This window comes from Saccharopolyspora sp. NPDC050389 (genome assembly GCF_040655595.1).
Classification (GTDB): Bacteria; Actinomycetota; Actinomycetes; order Mycobacteriales; family Pseudonocardiaceae; genus Saccharopolyspora.
This window is the reverse complement of record NZ_JBFAKG010000043.1, coordinates 44966-64115: the sequence shown is the minus strand read 5'-3', so window position 1 is coordinate 64115 and position 19150 is coordinate 44966. Positions and strand designations below refer to the sequence as shown.

The window sequence follows — 19150 nt, the reverse complement described above, 5'->3', positions numbered from 1 at the left end:
CGCACCTACGCCGGCCGCAATCCGCTCGACAAGGGCCTGACCGACCTGATCGGATGGGCTGCTATGGCGACCCAAAAGACTCACGGCCCCGTGCCTGCAGGAAACGTCGCTCCGAAGTCGCCCGGCGCCTGGGTCACGGTCCGATGTGGACGTGGGCCGCCCAGAGGCAGTGCTCTTCCGGATAGCGGGACCGGAGTTGGCGGGCCGCGTTGTGCAGGGCGTAGGACGAGCGGTCCGTGTCGAACTCCTCGCCGCCGAACACCGCGCTGTAGACATCGGCGTGCACCTGCACCGCGCTTTCCGCGTCGATCTCCCACAGGGTGCCGATGACGTGCGTGAATCCCGCGAAGCCCAGCGCTCCGGGCAGGGACACCGCCGCCGCGCACGGCGGGTCGGCCGCCGTCGCGCACTGGCCGAGGTAGCCGAACTCCGCTTCCTCCAGCGGCACCTGGCCCAGCTCGACCACGCCCAGCGGCCGGTGCGGTGACTCGCGGTCCAGCAGCAGGGCCGCCGCCGGCTGCGCCGGGAACTGCGAGCTCGGCTCGCACACGTGCAGCCACGGGTGCTCCGGCAGCATCTGCAGCATCTCCGCCGCGCTGGCGCTCTCCACGGCCGCGATCTCCGCCGACGGCCAGTACTGCGCCAGGACCTGGTTCTGCGGCGGCAGTTCCCGCCCGACCTGCTGCGCCGAACCGGCCGCGACCAGGGCCCTGCCGCCCGTCGGCACCGGCCGCTGCGTCGCCCGGAGCAGGCAGCCCAGCGTCGGGGTGTACGACGACACGACCCGGTCCAACGTGGACTCGCCGGTTCGCGAGGTCGCCGCGTGCACCGGGAGGAACGCCATCGCGCCGAGGGCGCTCCACCACATCCTGGGCCACCGGGCGCCGGGTTCCGGCATGCTCAGGTAGCCCATCCGCTCCATGACCGGGCGCGCGATCCGGTCCCAGGTCCAGTCGAGGGAGTCTGCCAGCGCCTCGTGATCGTCCTGCTGCGCGGCGGCCAGCAGCTCGCACGCTCGGTCGGCCGCGGTTTCCGGCGCGGCGTTCGGCAGCGGCACGGTCAGCACCCGCCCCGCGATGAGCACCAGCGCATCCGACCGGTAGCGGCTGAGGTTGACCAGCACCGCGCAACCGTCCGGCACCGCGGCCGACAGCTCCTGGATCGGCGTGCGCAGCAGGTGGCCCGGCTGCACGGCGCGGATCTCCGCGAGCAGCTCCTCCCAGGTGTGCGCCAGCTGCATCCGGTCGTCGGACCCGGTGAGCGCCGGTTCGTCCGCCGGGCGGTCCAGCAGCCGTCGTACCCGCACCGCCTCGTCCGCGAGGTCCGGGTGGGTGCGGTGCAGCGCGCCGAGTTCTCCGCCGATCGGCAGGAAATCGGACAGGACCGCGTTCTGCCCGTGCTCCAGCAGCTCCACGGCCCGCTCCGGCGCGCCGCTCTCCAACGCGCACGCCGCGGCATCGGCCGCGATCGACGCCCACCGCTGCTGCGCGGCCGGCGACGCGACGACCCGCTTGCCGCGCGTGACCAGTGGCAGCAGGTCGACGGCGACCTCGAACGATTCCAGCGCCTCCGACCACCGGTGCGCCTGCGCGCAGATCCGGCCGGACAGGCTCGCCGCCCGAATCCGCTGGTCGGCAGGGGCGTTGAGCTGCTCGGCGGCGTCCATGAGCACCTTGCGCGCCCACCGGTAGTACCGCCGCCGCCCGCTGCGCTGGTAGATCGTTCGCAGGGCGCGGCCCAGGTGGACGGCGATGCCCGCGCGGTTCGGCGCGGTCGCCGGCATCGCGATGAGCGCCTGGTCCAGCAGCTCGATCGCGGCCTCGATGTCCTTCGTCTTGGCGGTCAGCCGGAACCGGTGCGCCGAGACGATGCCGAGCTGCGCCCACGCCGCGGGCTGCGACGCGGCATCGCCCTTCGCGGCTTCGCGCGCGAGCTCGGCCGCCCGGTCCAGATCGACGGCCTCCCCGTGGTGCTCGAAGCGGCCGATCAACGTGGTGATCAGCGAGTGCAGCATCGCGCCGCGCTGCTCCGTGCTCGCCGCCTCCACCGCGGCCTCCCCGGCGGTGACCGCGGTGTCCAGCACCTTGGCCTCCGCGCCGTGCAGGAAATGCCTGCGCAGCAAGGTCGCATAACCGGTGAGGGCGTCGGCGCGGCTCTGGTCGTCGACGGACATCGCGCGCACCGCCGGGGCGATCGGCCGCAGCACGCGGCGCAGCTGGCTCGCCTCGCCGGTGGCGTCCACGTGCTCGACGGTCGCCGCGGCGAGATGCCAGATCGCCGTGCCCAGCAAGGGATTCCCGCTGTCCAGCATCCCGAGCACGCCGATCAGCTCGCTGATCGCCGAGTTGAGGTCGGTCAGATCACCGTTGCGCTGGAACCGCAGCCGCAGCGCCTTGGCCAGGTGGCACAGCGCGGCCCGCCGCGGTTCGCCGTCGGCGAGGGCACCGGCGCCGGATCCGAGGTGTTTGATGCCCTCGTCGAGGTCTTCGGGCGAGCCGCCGCGCTCGAACCGGCGCAGCAGCGCCGCCCCGAGGTTGATCAGCAGCTCGGAAGTGGCCGGGTCGTTGGCCGGCGAGATCCGGGCGGCCTCCCGGAACACGTCGATCGACTCGTCGTCGGACCGCGGCGCGTTGGCCAGCCGGGCGTGCAGCCGCAACGCGTTGGCCAGCCGGATCAGCGCCATCGCGCGGCGCTGGTCGCGACGCGGCGTCTGCTCGACGGTTTCCCGCGCGACCTGCACGCTCTCTTCGGCAGCGGTGGCGCTGTCGGTCTTGTTCGCGAGATCGGTGAGCGCCAGCGCGAGGTTGCACTGGTAGAGAACGCGGTCCTGGTCGCTGCTGTGCGCCGAGTCCCGCGCCGACCGGTAGTAGGAGATCGCGTCTTCCAGGTCGGCCAGCGCGCCGCTGCGCAGGTGCGTCAGCTGTGCGGCGCTGCCCAGGTTGTTGAGCACGCCCGCGCGCGCGGGATCGGTCTCGTGCAGCACTCCGGCGGTCGCCCGGAACACCTCAGCAACCCAGGGCAGCTGCTCGAAGTCCAGCGTGGTGACGATCTTGTTCATCGCGGAGATGGCATCCGCGTAGCGCTGCTCGGCGCTGCGCCGGGGTTCGGGGGCCGTCGCTTCGGGAGGTTGCGGGGCCTGTCTGGGCGGGGGCGTGGCGTCGTCCGGCCCGGCGGAGAACCAGCTGGAGCTGGAGCTACCGCGGTCCGGCCCCCCTGTCGAACGCTGCAGCCCGCTGAACCGTTCGCTCGCGCGGCTTGCATCGTCTGTCATCGGTTCGTTCTCCTGTGGCCTGCTCACCCGGGGCACCTGGAACAGGTGGGGCGTATCACGCTACCGGCGGACGCGAGCGTCGAATAGCCCGCGTGCATCACCTGAGATCGTGCTGTCGGGCAGTTGTGCCCGACAGGGCGATTCGTTAAGTGCTCGTGATCAGAAAATACCGCTTCGTGAGGGGAAAAGGTCGTTATTGCGACCATTACTACTCACGACTACCACACGGTGGCGGCGGCGACTTCGAGGTCGGCCGCGCCGCGGACGTCGTCGTATTCGGTGTTCGCCTCGGCCGGATGTTTCCCGTTGTGCAGGACCATGCGCGATCCGTGCCCATCCCACAACTGCCCATATAGGACTGATCTGGTCGCGCCGTCCGGGTGGCCGGAGTCCTTCGCCGCGAATTTCCCGTCCTCGGTCCCGGCCGGCCGCTCCAGGCCGGTGGCCCGGAATCCCGGCCCGATCGGCCCGCCGAGCCCTGTCCGGTGCGCCGGTGATCGCTCCGGCTGACAAGGCGAACTGCCCGATGGCTTTCGTGAATTGTCCCCATTCCTGATCGGCTTTCTGTTTGTTTTCGTCATCGTGATGATCCGACGGCCGCTTGGCGCCCGGCTCGTCGACATGTTGCAGCCGACCTTTCCGCCAACTGGCCAACGCGCACCTCGTCGAAGGCGATCGCGTCGGCCCGGCGGCCCTGGCCGTCCTCGAAGCCCCCGTTCCGGATCGAGTTCACGATGCCCTACCGCCGGGGCGTCGCGGGTGTGGACAGAACGGCGGGCAATCGCCCGATCTTGCGCACGGTGCGCGATTCGCGACGCTGTGTACTTGGCGGCACTCCTGCCTCCCCAGGCGAGATCGAGAATTCGAAGATCGAATTCCCGCGATTGAAAATGACTGCAGGTGTCGATGTGAGCACACGGGGTGAATGTGGCAGGGCTGCTTTGTGGGAATGACTCCGTTCGGCGGAGTCGTCCCAGGAATAGGGAACGCGATCCCGGATGTTGAGGCGCTCGTCACTCGTGGGGCGATCGCCGGCGGGGCTGTCAAGGGCCGTTCGGAGGGGTGTCGGGAGTGTCGCTCGGAGGCACCTGAAGTTACCTGGAGGTAGCGCGCTGACCAGGCAGGACAATGCCTCCAGTGGTCACGAGCGGTGATCGTGTTTTGCGCCACGAGGGTGATCGAAGCGTGATCTCTTGACTGCGGGCTCGCTCGGGTTCACTCTGGTGCTCAACGCGGGGCTGGGCCGCCATCGGTGGGCCCCCTCGACAGCTGGCGTAGTTCCGGCTAGACTGCTACTTTGCGCTGCCCTCTTTCCGTCTGTCCTGCACCGGACCGTAGGATCGTGGGCGCCATTGCACCCTTGACAGCTGTGTTAGCGAACTGTGCCAGCGGGTACGGACCCCGTCGGTCACTTCGCCGGGCACTTTCGCTGATGCGGCTGTAGCCAGTTCAGAGTCCCGGAAGGACGCATCTTGGCAGTCTCCCGCGCGACCAAGGTCTCTGCAGCTTCCAACTACACGTCGGGGATCCCTGGGGCACCCAAGCGGGTCTCGTTCGCGAACATTCGCGAACCGTTGAACGTGCCGAACCTGCTAGACCTGCAGATCCAGTCCTTCGAATGGCTTGTCGGTAACGAGGCCTGGTTCCAGCGCCGGGTCGACGCCGGCGAGGAGAATCCGGTTGGTGGTCTTGAGGAGGTCTTGAACGAGATCTCCCCGATCGAGGACTTCTCCGGATCGATGTCGCTGTCTTTCTCCGACCCACGCTTCGACGAGGTCAAGGCCTCCGTCGAGGAGTGCAAGGACAAGGACATGACGTATGCGGCCCCGCTGTTCGTCACGGCGGAGTTCACCAACCACACCACTGGCGAGATCAAGAGCCAGACGGTGTTCATGGGTGACTTCCCGATGATGAGCAACAAGGGGACCTTCATCATCAACGGCACCGAGCGGGTCGTGGTCTCCCAGCTCGTCCGTTCCCCCGGTGTCTACTTCGACCAGTCGGTCGACAAGACCACGGACAAGGACGTCTTCAGCGTCAAGATCATCCCCAGCCGCGGTGCGTGGCTGGAGTTCGACGTCGACAAGCGCGACACCGTCGGCGTCCGCATCGACCGCAAGCGCCGCCAGCCGGTCACCGTGCTGCTGAAGGCGCTGGGCTGGTCGGCCGAGGCGATCCGCGAGCGGTTCGGCTTCTCCGAGACCCTGATGGCGACCCTGGAGAAGGACCACACCGCAGGCACGGACGAAGCGCTGCTGGACATCTACCGCAAGCTGCGCCCGGGCGAACCGCCGACGAAGGAGAGTGCGCAGACCCTCCTGGAGAACCTGTTCTTCAAGGAGAAGCGCTACGACCTCGCCCGAGTCGGCCGCTACAAGGTCAACAAGAAGCTCGGTCTGGGCCAGCCGTACGAAACCGGCGTGCTCACCGAGGAAGACATCGTCACCACGATCGAGTACCTGGTCCGGCTGCACGCCGTCGAGACCGAGATGCCCGCGCGTGGTGAGGGCGAAGGCGCGACCGTGCCGGTCGAGGTCGACGACATCGACCACTTCGGCAACCGGCGCCTGCGCACCGTCGGCGAGTTGATCCAGAACCAGGTCCGGGTCGGCCTGTCCCGCATGGAGCGCGTCGTCCGCGAGCGGATGACCACCCAGGACGTCGAGGCGATCACGCCGCAGACCCTGATCAACATCCGCCCGATCACGGCGGCGATCCGGGAGTTCTTCGGCACCTCGCAGCTGTCGCAGTTCATGGACCAGACCAACCCGATCGCGGGCCTGACGCACAAGCGCCGGCTCTCCGCGCTCGGCCCGGGCGGTCTGTCCCGTGAGCGCGCGGGCATGGAAGTCCGAGACGTGCACCCCTCGCACTACGGCCGGATGTGTCCGATCGAGACGCCGGAAGGCCCGAACATCGGTCTGATCGGCTCGCTGGCCACGTTCGCGCGGGTCAACCCGTTCGGCTTCATCGAGACGCCGTACCGCAAGGTCGTCGACGGCCGGGTCACCGACCAGATCGACTACCTGACCGCCGACGAAGAGGACCGCTACGTCAAGGCGCAGGCCAACGCGCCGATCGACGACGACGGCAACTTCGTCGACGATCGGGTGCTGGGTCGACGCAAGGGCGGCGAGGTCGAGCTGCTCGCGCCGACCGAGATCGACTACATGGACGTCTCGCCGCGGCAGATGGTCTCCGCCGCGACCGCGATGATCCCGTTCCTCGAGCACGACGACGCCAACCGCGCCCTGATGGGCGCGAACATGCAGCGTCAGGCGGTGCCGCTGCTGCGCAGCGAGGCTCCGCTGGTCGGCACCGGCATGGAGCTGCGCGCCGCGGTCGACGCCGGTGAGGTGATCACCGCGGACAAGGCCGGTGTGGTCGAGGAGCTGTGCGCCGACTACGTCACGGTGATGGCCGACGACGGCACCCGCCGCTCGTACCGGATGCAGAAGTTCTCCCGGTCCAACCACGGCACCTGCATCAACCAGAAGCCGATCGTCAACGAGGGCGACCGGGTCGAGGCCGGACAGGTCATCGCGGACGGGCCGTGCACCGAGGACGGCGAGATGGCGTTGGGCAAGAACTTGCTCCTCGCGATCATGCCGTGGGAAGGGCACAACTACGAGGACGCGATCATCCTGTCCCAGCGCCTGGTGCAGGACGACGTGCTCACCTCGATCCACATCGAGGAGCACGAGGTCGACGCCCGCGACACCAAGCTCGGTGCCGAGGAGATCACCCGGGACATCCCGAACGTCTCCGACGACGTGCTGGCCGACCTCGACGAGCGCGGCATCATCCGCATCGGTGCCGAGGTGCAGGGCGGCGACATCCTGGTCGGCAAGGTCACGCCGAAGGGCGAGACCGAGCTGACCCCGGAGGAGCGGCTGCTGCGCGCGATCTTCGGCGAGAAGGCCCGCGAGGTCCGCGACACCTCGCTGAAGGTGCCGCACGGCGAGACCGGCAAGGTCATCGGCGTCCGCGTGTTCAACCGCGAGGACGACGACGAGCTGCCCCCGGGCGTCAACCAGCTGGTGCGGGTCTACGTCGCGCAGAAGCGCAAGATCCAGGACGGCGACAAGCTCGCCGGCCGCCACGGCAACAAGGGCGTCATCGGCAAGATCCTGCCCGCCGAGGACATGCCGTTCCTGCCGGACGGCACCCCGGTCGACATCATCCTGAACACGCACGGTGTGCCGCGACGGATGAACATCGGCCAGGTGCTGGAGACGCACCTCGGCTGGATCGCCTCGCAGGGCTGGTCCATCAACGGAGACGAGGACTGGGCCAAGCGCCTGCCCGACGAGCTCTACGAAGTGGATCCGGGAACCAACACCGCCAGCCCCGTCTTCGACGGTGCGCGGGAGGAGGAGATCACCGGTCTGCTCGCCTCCACCAGGCCCAACCGCGACGGTGAGCGCATGGTGGGCGGCGACGGCAAGGCCCAGCTGTTCGACGGCCGCAGCGGGGAGCCGTACCCGTACCCGATCGCCGTCGGGTACATGTACATCCTCAAGCTGTCGCACCTGGTGGACGACAAGATCCACGCCCGGTCGACCGGCCCGTACTCGATGATCACCCAGCAGCCGCTGGGCGGTAAGGCGCAGTTCGGTGGTCAGCGCTTCGGTGAGATGGAGTGCTGGGCCATGCAGGCCTACGGCGCCGCGTACACGCTGCAGGAGCTGTTGACGATCAAGTCCGACGACGTGGTCGGCCGCGTCAAGGTCTACGAGGCGATCGTCAAGGGCGAGAACATCCCCGAGCCGGGCATCCCGGAGTCCTTCAAGGTGTTGCTGAAGGAGCTCCAGTCGCTGTGCCTGAACGTCGAGGTGCTCTCCAGCGACGGTGCGGCCATCGAGATGCGCGACAGCGAGGACGAGGACCTGGAGCGTGCCGCGGCCAACCTCGGCATCAACCTGTCCCGCAACGAGTCGGCATCCGTCGACGACCTAGCGCACTGAACCTCGCCGCCGGTCCGCGGGATCTGATCTCGCGGACCGGCGTCCGACCCATCCTGGCACCGCTGCCGGTGGTACCCGGCAGAACCTTTCGATCAAGGGAGAAGACCCGACGTGCTTGACGTCAACTTCTTCGATGAACTCCGCATCGGCCTCGCCACGGCCGACGACATCCGCCAGTGGTCGTACGGCGAGGTCAAGAAGCCCGAGACCATCAACTACCGCACCCTGAAGCCGGAGAAGGACGGGCTCTTCTGCGAGAAGATCTTCGGCCCGACCCGGGACTGGGAGTGCTACTGCGGTAAGTACAAGCGAGTCCGGTTCAAGGGCATCATCTGCGAGCGCTGTGGCGTCGAGGTCACCCGCGCCAAGGTTCGTCGTGAGCGGATGGGTCACATCGAGCTGGCCGCCGCCGTGACCCACATCTGGTACTTCAAGGGCGTCCCGTCCCGGCTGGGCTACCTGCTCGACCTGGCCCCCAAGGACCTCGAGAAGATCATCTACTTCGCCGCGTACGTGATCACCTCGGTGAACACCGAGATGCGGCACAACGACCTGTCGACGCTGGAGAGCGAGATCAGCGTCGAGCGCAAGCGCGTCGCTGACCAGCGCGACGCCGACCTGGAGGCCCGGGCCCAGAAGCTCGAAGCCGACCTGGCCGCGCTCGAGGCCGAGGGCGCCAAGAGCGACCAGCGCCGCAAGGTCAAGGAAGGCGCCGAGCGCGAGATGAAGCAGCTGCGCGACCGCGCGCAGCGCGAGCTCGACAAGCTCGACGAGATCTGGGAGACCTTCACCAAGCTGGAGCCCCGCCAGCTCATCGCCGACGAGATGCTGTACCGCGAGCTCTACGACCGGTACGGCGAGTACTTCACCGGCGGCATGGGCGCCGAGTCCATCCAGTCGCTGCTGTCGACCTTCGACATCGGCGCCGAGGCCGAGCTGCTGCGCGAGACCATCCGCAGCGGCAAGGGCCAGAAGAAGCTGCGCGCCCTCAAGCGGCTCAAGGTCGTGGCGGCCTTCCAGGCCACCGGCAACGACCCGAGCGGCATGGTGCTCAACTGCGTGCCGGTCATCCCGCCGGACCTGCGTCCGATGGTGCAGCTGGACGGTGGCCGCTTCGCGACCTCCGACCTCAACGACCTGTACCGCCGGGTGATCAACCGCAACAACCGCCTCAAGCGACTGATCGACCTCGGGGCTCCCGAGATCATCGTCAACAACGAGAAGCGGATGCTGCAGGAGTCCGTGGACGCGCTGTTCGACAACGGCCGTCGCGGGCGTCCGGTCACCGGCCCGGGCAACCGGCCGCTGAAGTCGCTGTCCGACCTGCTCAAGGGCAAGCAGGGCCGGTTCCGCCAGAACCTGCTCGGCAAGCGCGTCGACTACTCCGGCCGTTCGGTCATCGTGGTCGGCCCGCAGCTGAAGCTGCACCAGTGCGGTCTGCCGAAGGAAATGGCGGTCGAGCTGTTCAAGCCGTTCGTCATGAAGCGGCTGGTCGACCTCAACCACGCGCAGAACATCAAGTCCGCGAAGCGGATGGTGGAGCGCCAGCGCCCGCAGGTGTGGGACGTGCTGGAAGAGGTCATCGCCGAGCACCCGGTGCTGCTCAACCGTGCTCCCACGCTGCACCGCCTCGGCATCCAGGCCTTCGAGCCGCAGCTGGTGGAAGGCAAGGCCATCCAGCTGCACCCGCTGGTCTGCGAGGCGTTCAACGCGGACTTCGACGGTGACCAGATGGCGGTCCACCTGCCGCTGTCGGCCGAGGCCCAGGCCGAGGCCCGGATCCTGATGCTGTCCAGTAACAACATCCTGTCGCCGGCCTCCGGTCGGCCGCTGGCGATGCCGCGTCTGGACATGGTCACCGGCCTGTACCACCTGACCCGTCAGGTGGACGGTGCCAAGGGCGAGGGCCTGGCGTTCTCCTCGGTCGGCGAGGCCATCATGGCCTTCGACCGCGGCGCGCTGGACCTGCAGGCCAAGATCAAGATCCGGCTGCGCGACGTGGTGCCGAACAAGGCGCAGCTGCCGGAGGGCTGGGAGCCCGGTCAGCCGTGGCTGGCCGAGACCACCCTCGGCCGCGTGTGGTTCAACGAGCTGCTGCCCGAGGACTACCCGTTCGTCGACGACCTGCTGCCGAAGAAGAAGCAGGCCGCGATCGTCAACGACCTGGCCGAGCGGTACCCGATGGTCACCGTGGCGCAGACCCTGGACAAGCTCAAGGACGCCGGTTTCCACTGGGCGACCCGTTCGGGCGTGACCGTGTCGATCACCGACGTGGTCGTGCCGCCGAACAAGACCGAGATCTTGGACTCCTACGAGGCCAAGGCCGACCAGGTCGAGAAGCGGTACCGCCGCGGTGCGCTGTCCTACCAGGAGCGCAACGCCGAACTGGTCAAGGTCTGGACGGCTGCCAAGGACGAGGTCGCCGAGGCCATGGAGCTGAACTTCCCCGAGGACAACTCGATCAGCGTGATCGTGAAGTCCGGGGCCGCCGGTAACATGACCCAGGTCGTCCAGCTGGCCGGTATGCGTGGTCTGGTGTCGAACCCGAAGGGTGAGTACATCCCGCGCCCGATCAAGGCGAACTTCCGCGAGGGCCTGTCGGTGCTGGAGTACTTCATCTCCAACCACGGTGCCCGCAAGGGTCTGGCCGACACCGCGCTGCGTACCGCCGACTCGGGTTACCTGACCCGTCGTCTGGTGGACGTCTCGCAGGACGTCATCGTCCGCGAGACCGACTGCGGCACCGAGCGCGGCATCCGGATGCCGATCGCGGAGCTGCTGCCGGATGGCAAGCTGCTGCGCGACGCGCACGTGGAGACCAGCATCTACGCCCGCACCACGGCCGACGACGTCACCGACGCCGACGGCAACATCGTGCTGGCCCGCGGTTCGGACCTGGGTGACCCGGCGATCGAGAAGCTGCTCGCCGCCAACGTCACCAAGGTCAAGGTCCGCAGCGTCCTGACCTGCCAGTCCGGCGTCGGCGTCTGCGCGGTCTGCTACGGCCGTTCGATGGCCACCGGCAAGCTGGTGGACGTCGGCGAGGCCGTCGGCATCGTCGCCGCCCAGTCGATCGGTGAGCCGGGCACGCAGCTGACGATGCGTACCTTCCACCAGGGCGGCGTCGCCGGTGACGACATCACCACCGGTCTGCCGCGTGTCCAGGAGTTGTTCGAGGCCCGGGTCCCGAAGGGCAAGGCGCCGATCGCCGACACCTCGGGCCGGATCCGGATGGAGGACAACGACCGCTACTGGAAGATCACCATCATTCCGGACGACGGCGGCGAGGAGATCGTCTACGACAAGCTGTCCAAGCGGCAGCGGCTCGCGGCGATCTCGGTGGACGGCACCGAGCGGCAGATCGCCGACGGCGACCACGTCGAGGTCGGCCAGCAGCTGCTGGAAGGTGCGGTCGACCCGCACGAGGTGCTGCGCGTGATGGGCCCGCGCGAGGCCCAGCTGCACCTGGTGCGCGAGGTGCAGGAGGTGTACCGGTCGCAGGGTGTGGGCATCCACGACAAGCACGTCGAGGTCATCGTCCGTCAGATGCTGCGCCGGGTCATCATCATCGACTCGGGTGCCACCGAGTTCCTGCCCGGTTCGCCGGTCGAGCGCTCGCAGTTCGAGTCGGAGAACCGTCGCGTCGTCGCCGAGGGCGGCGACCCGGCGTCCGGCCGTCCGGTGCTGATGGGCATCACCAAGGCGTCGCTGGCCACCGATTCGTGGCTGTCGGCGGCCTCCTTCCAGGAGACGACCCGCATCCTCACCAACGCCGCGATCGAGGGCGCGAGTGACAAGCTGGTCGGCCTGAAGGAGAACGTGATCATCGGTAAGTTGATCCCGGCAGGCACGGGCATCAACCGGTACCGCAACATCCAGGTGCAGCCGACGGAGGAGGCGCGGGCCGCGGCGTACGCGATCCCGTCCTACGACGACAGCTACTACACCCCGGATGTGTTCGGCACCGGCACCGGTGCGGCGGTTCCGCTGGACGACTACGACTTCGGCCGCGACTACCGCTGAAGTAGCTAGTTGAACCAAAGGGCCCCTGTCCGACTCCTCCGGACAGGGGCCCTTCTCTATGCGCGGGTCAAAGGAATCGATGCCGGGTCGGCTTCGTTGAACATCTACCACGTTTCCGGTGCCTCGCCGGAGTACGCGCGCTCGGTGGTGACACCGGATCGCACGCGGTGGCTGTACAGCGACGGGCACGGCCCGGCGCCGAACACCACGCTGGGCGAGGTCCACTTTCGCCTGTCCGGCCGCAAGATCATCGTCTGGTGCGGCCGCGACTTCAAGGATCCCGTCGTGCTCGACGATCTCCTCGGAACAGCCGAGGAAATCCGGCGGTGGATCCCGTCTGCCGCGTACCAGGACCCGCAGGCAGCGGAAGCCGACCGCCAACACGTTCCGCTGACCCGGCTCCAGGTCCCGTCGGCGTGATCTTCTTCGAGGTCAGAGGCACTCGTCCCACGCACGACACCTGATCAGACCTGGTTGGCCGGCAGGGGCTTGGCAGATACGGTGTGCGGCGGTGATGGGAGGCGGGGATGAATCAGCCCGGACAACCGTGGCAGCAGCCGATGCACCCGCCGGCGGGTGATCCGTTTCAGCAGTGGGCGGCGCAGCGCAGTTGGCGAATGGCGCGGGACGTGCCGGGGGACGTGCTTGACCAGTTGCCCGGGCCACCGTTCCACGACTACGAGCACAAGGGGATTCCCTTGTTGCTGGCCGGTCTCCACCAGGGCATGCCGGCGCTGGTGATGCAGATCGCGAGCTCGTACAAATACACGGCGACAACCGGTTCGTACTATTCGACCACTTCCGATCGGCAGATGACCACGTCGAAATCCGGCACCGCCACTTCGGTGACCAGTGTCGCGGTGCTGGAGCTGCCGTCGCCCGTGCCGGAGCTCCTGGTCTCCCGGCGGCGCGAAAAGTCGGGTGGATTGCGTGGCCTGCTCGGCTTCGGGCGCTCCAAGGGGAGTTCCGAGGGGAGCTCGGTCGCGACCGTGCAGATCGGCGATCCGAGCCGATCGACGAACGCATTCACCTACGACATTTCCGGGGCCAGCCCGGAATACGCACACGCAGTGGTGACTCCGGAACGTTTGCACTGGCTGTACCAGTCGTTCAGCAATTTCGCTGGGCTGAAGGTGCCCAGCACACCGCTCTTCCGGCTGTCTGGTCGAAAAGTGATGTTCTGGACGAGCCGCCAGCTCTTCCGGCCGGACACGGTTGACGAGTTGTTGGGATGGGCGCATCACGTGACGAGCTGGATTCCGCCCGCCGCATTCCAGGACCCAGCCGCCGCAGCAGCCGACCGCCAGCACGTCCCGCTCACGCAGCTGCGGCTCCCATTCGGCTGATCTACCTTGTGAGGGCCCTTCGACCGGTATAGCGGTTGAAGGGCCCTTCGCTCGTCACTTGATCAAGCGGTTCACCAGTTGAGGTCGCCGCTGATCGTTTCGTCCGGCGGGACGTCGGTGAAACCGCCTCCTTGGGCCTGCTTCTCCAGGGCGTCGGCGGCGGAGCCGAGACCGCCGGCGACCTGGTTGAAGCCGGACTTGGCGACGTCCTTCGCGCCGTAGGACGGTGCATCGCGTTGGTACGTGGACGTCGTGCCGTCATCGTTCACGACAGGGTCACCGGTGGTCTTGTCTCGCTCGGTGATGTTGCCGTCGGCGTCGATCTCCGTGACGTGCCCCGACTTGTCGTCGACGGTGTAGCCGCGGTCCTCAGCTTCGGACTGGAATCCTGTGCCGAGTTGGCCCACGACCTTGCGCTCGTCCGCCGTTTCCTTCGTCACTCCGCCGAGGATCTTGCTGCCGATGTCCGCCGGGCTCTTGCCGCCGTCTCCGCCGGGCTTTCCGTCCGTGATCTGCTGGACGCTCTCGATGATTCGGATCGTGTCCAGGATCGCCTTGATCGCCGTGATCACGTCCATGATGTGACCGATGATCTTGGTTATCTTCTGGATCTGCTGGGCGGCCCGGGCGCAGGTGATGCCCGCTTCCGCCGTCGTCACCGCGGTGGCCGCGGCGATCGAGCCGCCGAAGGTCGGGCCCGCCGAGGCCGTTGCCGTGATCCAGGTGGTGATCGCCCAGGTCAGGAAGTCGGCGAGGATGCCCTTGATCACGCCCTCGGCGGCTTCCATCATGGTGCCGCTCATCTGCAGCAGCTGCGAGATGTTGTTCGCCTGGCCGCCGGTGGCGTGCACGCCGTCGACGAACTTCGCCATCTTCTTGCGCAGCGCGTCGGCGGCCTCGCCGTCCCAGTCCGCGAGCTCGCTGTCCAGCCTGTCGGTCAGGTTCTGGCCGAGCTTGTCGATCTCGCCCTGGACCTCGGCGAACGACTGCGCGCCCTTGGCCAGCGCCTCGCTGTCGCCGGTGACGAGCTGGATCGCGTCGCGCACCGGTGCCACGAAGTTGATCACGAACTCGACGCCGGTGCCGATGAGGAAGCCCATCGGGTCCAGCGCGAAGCTGGTCGCGCTGGACAGGTAGCTCTCGATGTCGCCCTTGAGCGCCTCGACGTCGCCCTTACCGGCGTCGTCGTTGGCCTTGATGATGTCCTTGACGAACGGCAGCTTCCCGAACGCCGACCCGTCGACGCGCGGGGCCGCCGGGTTGAGTGCGCTGTTCTCGCTGATCGCTTCCGCGTTGCCGGTCACCAGGAACCACCTCCGCCACCGCCGCCGCCCTTGCCGACCTCGCCGAGGATCTTGCTGAACATCTCGGCCATCGACTGGTCGGATTCCTGGTAGTCACGGCCACAGGCGGTGATGTCCTCGCCCGCCTTGGTCAGCCCTTGGCTCATCTCGTCGAGGTGCTGCTTGAACTTCTCCAGCAGGTCGCGGTAGGAGCTGTAGGTGGTGGCCAGGCCGAGCAGGCCCCACGACACCTCCGGGACCTCGGCGCCGGCGACCTTGTCCCGGACGGCCTTCGCGTCGGCGTTCATCCCGCCGATGTTGCCGCCGCACTGCATGATCATTTCGGCGGATGCTTTGTAACCCGGCATCGTCATCTCCGGCCGTCGAGGAAGGAATCCGGCTGCTCGTCGTCGTCGACCGGCGCTTGGTGCTGCTGCTCGGGGTGCGCGCCGAACAGCTCGTCCTGGGTGCGCAGCACTCGGTCGAGGACGTCGCTGTCCGGCACGTACTCCTGCACGATCTCGGCCTGTTTGCGGGCGGCCTCGGCGACGGCGAGCTGCAAGGTGCTCATGACGGTGCTGGACAACTGCGCGGGCGACAGGCGCATCGCGTCCTGGGTGAACTCGATGCCTGTGACGCCGCCGGGGCTGGCGGTGACGGTGACCGAGCGATCCGCGGACGTGGCGGCCGCCTGCAGCTCGCTGATCTGCTCGCGCATCTGGCCGAAATCGCCCATCCGCTCCTCGGCCCGACGGCCGGCTTCCTTGAGCGCATCCAGTTTGCGTTGCAGATCATCCAGATCCGCCGACATGATTCGCCTCCTCGGCCCAGTGCTCATTGGTTCTGATCGGCTATCCTTGCCCATCGGCCGGGGTGGCGGGTCGAATACTCGGAAAAATCCCGGAGTTGGCGCAACGCTTTCCGGTCCAGGCGTCCCAGCTGGTCATCGCCACTGCGTTCGAATTTCCGGTATTCGGTGCCGATTTCATCGGCCGCGCCGCCACCGTTTACCGCAATGACGCGCGCAGTTTCTCGATCGGCCGCCCGGAATTGGCCCGACCAATGCGATTTCGGTGAGGTCATCAGGAGGCGGTGAAGCTGGGGAGTGCGGCTTCTGGGCGGATTCTCGTGCCAGGGGAGCGCAGTTCATGCGGCTAGCATGAGGCTCGATCGACTGGCCGGTACCGGAGTTGCGGGGCCGCCGCCGCGTCTGGAAGTCTCCCACCGCGCGGGTTACCGCACGGTAGTTCGGTCGGCGGAGCCGACCATGCCGGGACTGCGGCGGGCATGCCGTGTCGTCGAGGGGCCGGCACGGCATGCCCGGCTGTTCGCAGCTGTCAGCCTTCGAGCTCGGCGAGGGCCTTGCGGACCCGCTCGACCTCGGCCTCCAATTCGGCGAGTTTCGCCTCGTGCTGCTGACGCGCCTCGTTCAGCACGTTCTCGATCGTGTCGGAGATGTCCTGGTGCAGCTCGGCGGCCGCCTTGGACACCGCGGCCGCCGCGACCGGCAGCCCCTGCACGATGCGCTTGCCCGCGTGCATCAGGTCGGCCTGCCACTCGCCGTCGGCGGTGCCGGTGACCGTCAGCGTGAGCTCGACCGTCCGGGTCTTCTTGGCGGCGCTCTGCTTGCGGGCCCGCGGCTTCTTCGGCGCCGAGTCGGCCGAGTCGGCGGACTCGGCTTCGTGCTGCGCCGACTCAGGCTGCGCCGACTGGGGCTCGGCCGATTCGGGCTGGGTCGACTCCGGCTGGGCCTGCTCGGACTCGGCCGACGCGGTCTGCTCGGTGCTCGTCTGCTCTTCGGTCAATTCTGTCTCCTGTGTGTCGCGGCGGGGGAACCCAGAATAGAACAGGTGTTCCCCTCTGGTGGTGCGGACATGTCGGGCGATCCAGCGGTGCCGCCCGATCAGGTCACCGCTGCAGAACGGTGACCAATGCTTGCAGCGCGGGGCGGAAGGCGTGCTCCGCGGGGGCGGCGTAGCCGACGACCACGCCGGGCGGCTGCTGGCCGGGCGAAACCCAGTGCGGCCCGAGTACTTCGAGCTCCACCGAGTGCTTCCGCGCCCGAGTCAGAACTTCTCGCTCCGTCGGTCCCTCCGGGTCGAGCTGCAGGGTGATGTGCAGTCCGGCCGAGATCCCGGCCGGGTAGGGCCGGTGGTTCGCGCGCATGCCGCTCAGCGCATCGCGGAGCTGCTCCCGTCGCCTCCGGTACACGGCGCGCGATCGGCGGACGTGCTGATCGTATGCGCCCGACCGGATCAGTTCCGCCATGGCCAGCTGTTCGAACAGTGGGGCGTGCAGCCCGCTGTGCTCCTTGAGCGTGCGCACCGGCGCCACCAGCTGCGGCGGCAGCGCCAGCCACGCGAGCCGCAGGGCGGGGGCGAGGGTCTTGCTGGCCGTGCCCGCGTAGGCGACGTGGTTGGGCGCCATGCCCTGCAGCGAGCCGATCGGCCGGCGGTCGAAGCGGAACTCGCCGTCGTAGTCGTCCTCGATGATCAGCCGGTCCTCGGCCTTGGCCAGCTGCACGAGCTCCGTCCGGCGGGCCGAGCTCATGGCGACGCCGAGCGGGAACTGGTGTGCCGGGGTGACCACCACGGCCCGGCTGAGCTGCTGCGCGACGTCGATGCCGTCGCGGTCCACCGGCACGCCGCGCACCGCCATGCCGAGGTTGGCGGGGATCGCGCGCAGCTGCGGCAGGGACGGGTCCTCGAAGTCGATCGAGTCCAGCCCCTGGTCGTGCAGGGCCTTGCTGAGCAGCGACAACGCCTGGGAGTAGCCGTTGCAGATGATGATCCGGTCCGGCGTGGTGGCCACCGCGCGGACCCGCGCCAGGTATTCCGTGAGGGCCTCGCGCAGCGCCGGGTGGCCCTGCGGGTCGCCGTAGTCGAGGTCGCCGTCGGGAGTCGTCTGCAGGGCACGGCGGCTGGCGGCCAGCCAGTCCCGGCGCGGGAAGGAGCTGAGGTTCGGCCGGCCGGGGCGGAAGTCCCAGCGCGGCGCCGGCGTTTCCGGGTCGGGCGGGGCGGCGATCGGGTCCGGGCTTGCCAGCCGTTCGGCGACGGTGGTCGGCGCGCCCTGGCGGGACAGCAGGAAGCCCTCGGTGACCAGCTGGTCGTAGGCGCGGGTGACGGTGCCCCGGGCGACGCCGAGGTCCTGCGCCAGGGCGCGGGTGGAGGGAACGCGGCTGCCGGCCGGGAGGCGGCCGTCGCGGATCGCGGTGCGCAGCGCCTCGGCCAGCTTGCTGCTGTCGGGTCGGCCCACCCAATCCAGGTGCAGATCCAACGAAGCGGGCCATCCGACTGTCACAACCGTCGAGCCTACCGAAGTGCCCGATTCGCCGACCCCGACTTCGGTCGACCGTCCCGTTCCCGCGCCGCTTGCTCCGGCCGTGAACCTTTTGGGCTGTTTGACCGTCCGAATGGCTCGCGGCCCGGTGCTTCCGGCCCGCCCGTGATCGTCACTACATGGGAAATCCGGCCGATCCGATCCGGTCTCTCGCGCGCGGTTGATACGGTTCCCGCCGCAGGACGAGATCGAGAAGGAAACCGTGCTAGGGCTGGGGATCGCGCGTAGTCGCCGGGTGGTGGCGCAGCGCTCCCGCCGGTGCGCGGCGGAGCGGGTCGGGGGACGTGTTGCCTGAGGACGTCGGACGCGACATCGGCGCGGCTGAGCGGATGGTTCGCGAGTGGCAGGAGCGGGCCACCGAGAAGGCCGAGAAGTTCGGCCGGATGCAGCAGGAGATCGAGCAGATCTCGGTGACGGAGTCCTCCCGGGACGGCGCGATCGAGGTGACGGTGAACTCCGCCGGCATCCTGCAGAACCTGCAGCTCTCCGAGAACGCCAGCAACCGCCCGATGGCGAAGCTGGCGGCCGAGATCATGCGCGCCGTGCAGACCGCGCAGGCGAAGGTCCCCGAACTCATGCAGCAGGCCGTGGCGGGCACGGTCGGGCTGGAGGATTCCGCCGCGCAGCACGTGCTGGGCCAGGCCCGCAAGTACTTCCCGGATCTGCCGGAAGACGAGGAAGAGCCGCAGAGGCGGGATTCCGGCCTGCAGGAGATGAAGTACGGCGTCGAGGACGACTACGAGGAGCCGCAGCAGCGGCGCCAGTCCCCGGCTCCGCCGCAGCCCCCGGTCCCGCCGCAGCCGCCGACGCCGCCCCAGCGTCCGGCCGCCCCACCGCAGCAGCCGCCGTCGCGACGTCGTCCGGACGACTTCGACGACGACTTCGGCGGCGGTTCCTTCCTGCGCTGATCCTGCCTAGCTG

12 protein-coding genes are annotated in these 19150 nt (G+C 68.4%); 5 read left to right on the top strand and 7 right to left on the bottom strand.

Annotated elements, in window-relative coordinates; genetic code table 11:
* Window positions 1-133 precede the first annotated feature (133 nt).
* Window positions 134-3271, bottom strand: a complete 3138-nt coding sequence (locus AB0I53_RS26620) for a CHAT domain-containing protein (protein ID WP_358608302.1) — start codon at window positions 3269-3271, stop codon at window positions 134-136.
* Between the two features lie 1472 nt (window positions 3272-4743).
* Here AB0I53_RS26620 and rpoB point away from each other — a divergent pair.
* The 4 genes from rpoB (at window position 4744) to AB0I53_RS26600 (ending at window position 13607) form a co-directional block, all read left to right on the top strand.
* On the top strand, window positions 4744-8238 hold the full coding sequence (gene rpoB / locus AB0I53_RS26615; protein WP_358608299.1) for a DNA-directed RNA polymerase subunit beta: 3495 nt from the start codon (window positions 4744-4746) through the stop codon (window positions 8236-8238).
* A gap of 111 nt (window positions 8239-8349) precedes the next feature.
* The gene (locus tag AB0I53_RS26610; protein WP_358608296.1) at window positions 8350-12261 is read left to right on the top strand and encodes a DNA-directed RNA polymerase subunit beta'; all 3912 of its coding nucleotides are present in this window, start codon (window positions 8350-8352) and stop codon (window positions 12259-12261) included.
* Window positions 12262-12357: 96 nt separating this feature from the next.
* Window positions 12358-12681, top strand: coding sequence for a hypothetical protein (locus AB0I53_RS26605; RefSeq protein WP_358608293.1), 324 nt, complete (start codon window positions 12358-12360; stop codon window positions 12679-12681).
* A gap of 107 nt (window positions 12682-12788) precedes the next feature.
* Entirely contained in the window at window positions 12789-13607 is an 819-nt protein-coding gene (locus AB0I53_RS26600) for a hypothetical protein (protein ID WP_358608291.1), read from the top strand.
* Window positions 13608-13678: 71 nt separating this feature from the next.
* On the opposite strand, the gene AB0I53_RS26595 is transcribed toward AB0I53_RS26600, so the two are convergent.
* The 6 genes from AB0I53_RS26595 to AB0I53_RS26570 form a co-directional block, all read right to left on the bottom strand.
* Complete coding sequence (locus tag AB0I53_RS26595) at window positions 13679-14911, bottom strand: WXG100 family type VII secretion target (RefSeq protein WP_358608288.1); 1233 nt, start codon at window positions 14909-14911, stop codon at window positions 13679-13681.
* A complete protein-coding gene (locus tag AB0I53_RS26590; RefSeq protein ID WP_358608285.1) occupies window positions 14908-15258 on the bottom strand; it encodes a hypothetical protein in 351 nt (116 codons plus the stop codon). Before AB0I53_RS26590 ends, AB0I53_RS26595 begins: the two co-directional genes overlap by 4 nt.
* 2 nt (window positions 15259-15260) lie before the next feature.
* Window positions 15261-15701: a YbaB/EbfC family nucleoid-associated protein gene (locus AB0I53_RS26585; RefSeq protein WP_358608283.1), complete on the bottom strand. Its 441-nt coding sequence runs from the start codon at window positions 15699-15701 to the stop codon at window positions 15261-15263.
* A gap of 23 nt (window positions 15702-15724) precedes the next feature.
* Window positions 15725-15973: a hypothetical protein gene (locus tag AB0I53_RS26580; protein ID WP_358608281.1), complete on the bottom strand. Its 249-nt coding sequence runs from the start codon at window positions 15971-15973 to the stop codon at window positions 15725-15727.
* A gap of 254 nt (window positions 15974-16227) precedes the next feature.
* A complete protein-coding gene (locus tag AB0I53_RS26575) occupies window positions 16228-16695 on the bottom strand; it encodes a DUF6319 family protein (RefSeq protein ID WP_358608278.1) in 468 nt (155 codons plus the stop codon).
* A gap of 103 nt (window positions 16696-16798) precedes the next feature.
* The gene (locus AB0I53_RS26570; protein ID WP_358608275.1) at window positions 16799-18190 is read right to left on the bottom strand and encodes a PLP-dependent aminotransferase family protein; all 1392 of its coding nucleotides are present in this window, start codon (window positions 18188-18190) and stop codon (window positions 16799-16801) included.
* 323 nt (window positions 18191-18513) lie between these two features.
* Here AB0I53_RS26570 and AB0I53_RS26565 point away from each other — a divergent pair, with 323 nt between their 5' ends.
* Window positions 18514-19137 (top strand): YbaB/EbfC family nucleoid-associated protein, encoded by a 624-nt coding sequence (locus tag AB0I53_RS26565; protein ID WP_358608272.1) that lies wholly within the window; start codon window positions 18514-18516, stop codon window positions 19135-19137.
* Window positions 19138-19150 lie beyond the last annotated feature (13 nt).

Coding starts and splice junctions, on each gene's coding strand:
- AB0I53_RS26620 (WP_358608302.1), bottom strand. CDS start 3,271: ATGACAGACGATGCAAGCCGCGCGAGCGAACGGTTCAGCGGGCTGCAG.
- AB0I53_RS26600 (WP_358608291.1), top strand. CDS start 12,789: ATGAATCAGCCCGGACAACCGTGGCAGCAGCCGATGCACCCGCCGGCG.
- AB0I53_RS26590 (WP_358608285.1), bottom strand. CDS start 15,258: ATGCCGGGTTACAAAGCATCCGCCGAAATGATCATGCAGTGCGGCGGC.
- AB0I53_RS26585 (WP_358608283.1), bottom strand. CDS start 15,701: ATGTCGGCGGATCTGGATGATCTGCAACGCAAACTGGATGCGCTCAAG.
- AB0I53_RS26580 (WP_358608281.1), bottom strand. CDS start 15,973: ATGACCTCACCGAAATCGCATTGGTCGGGCCAATTCCGGGCGGCCGAT.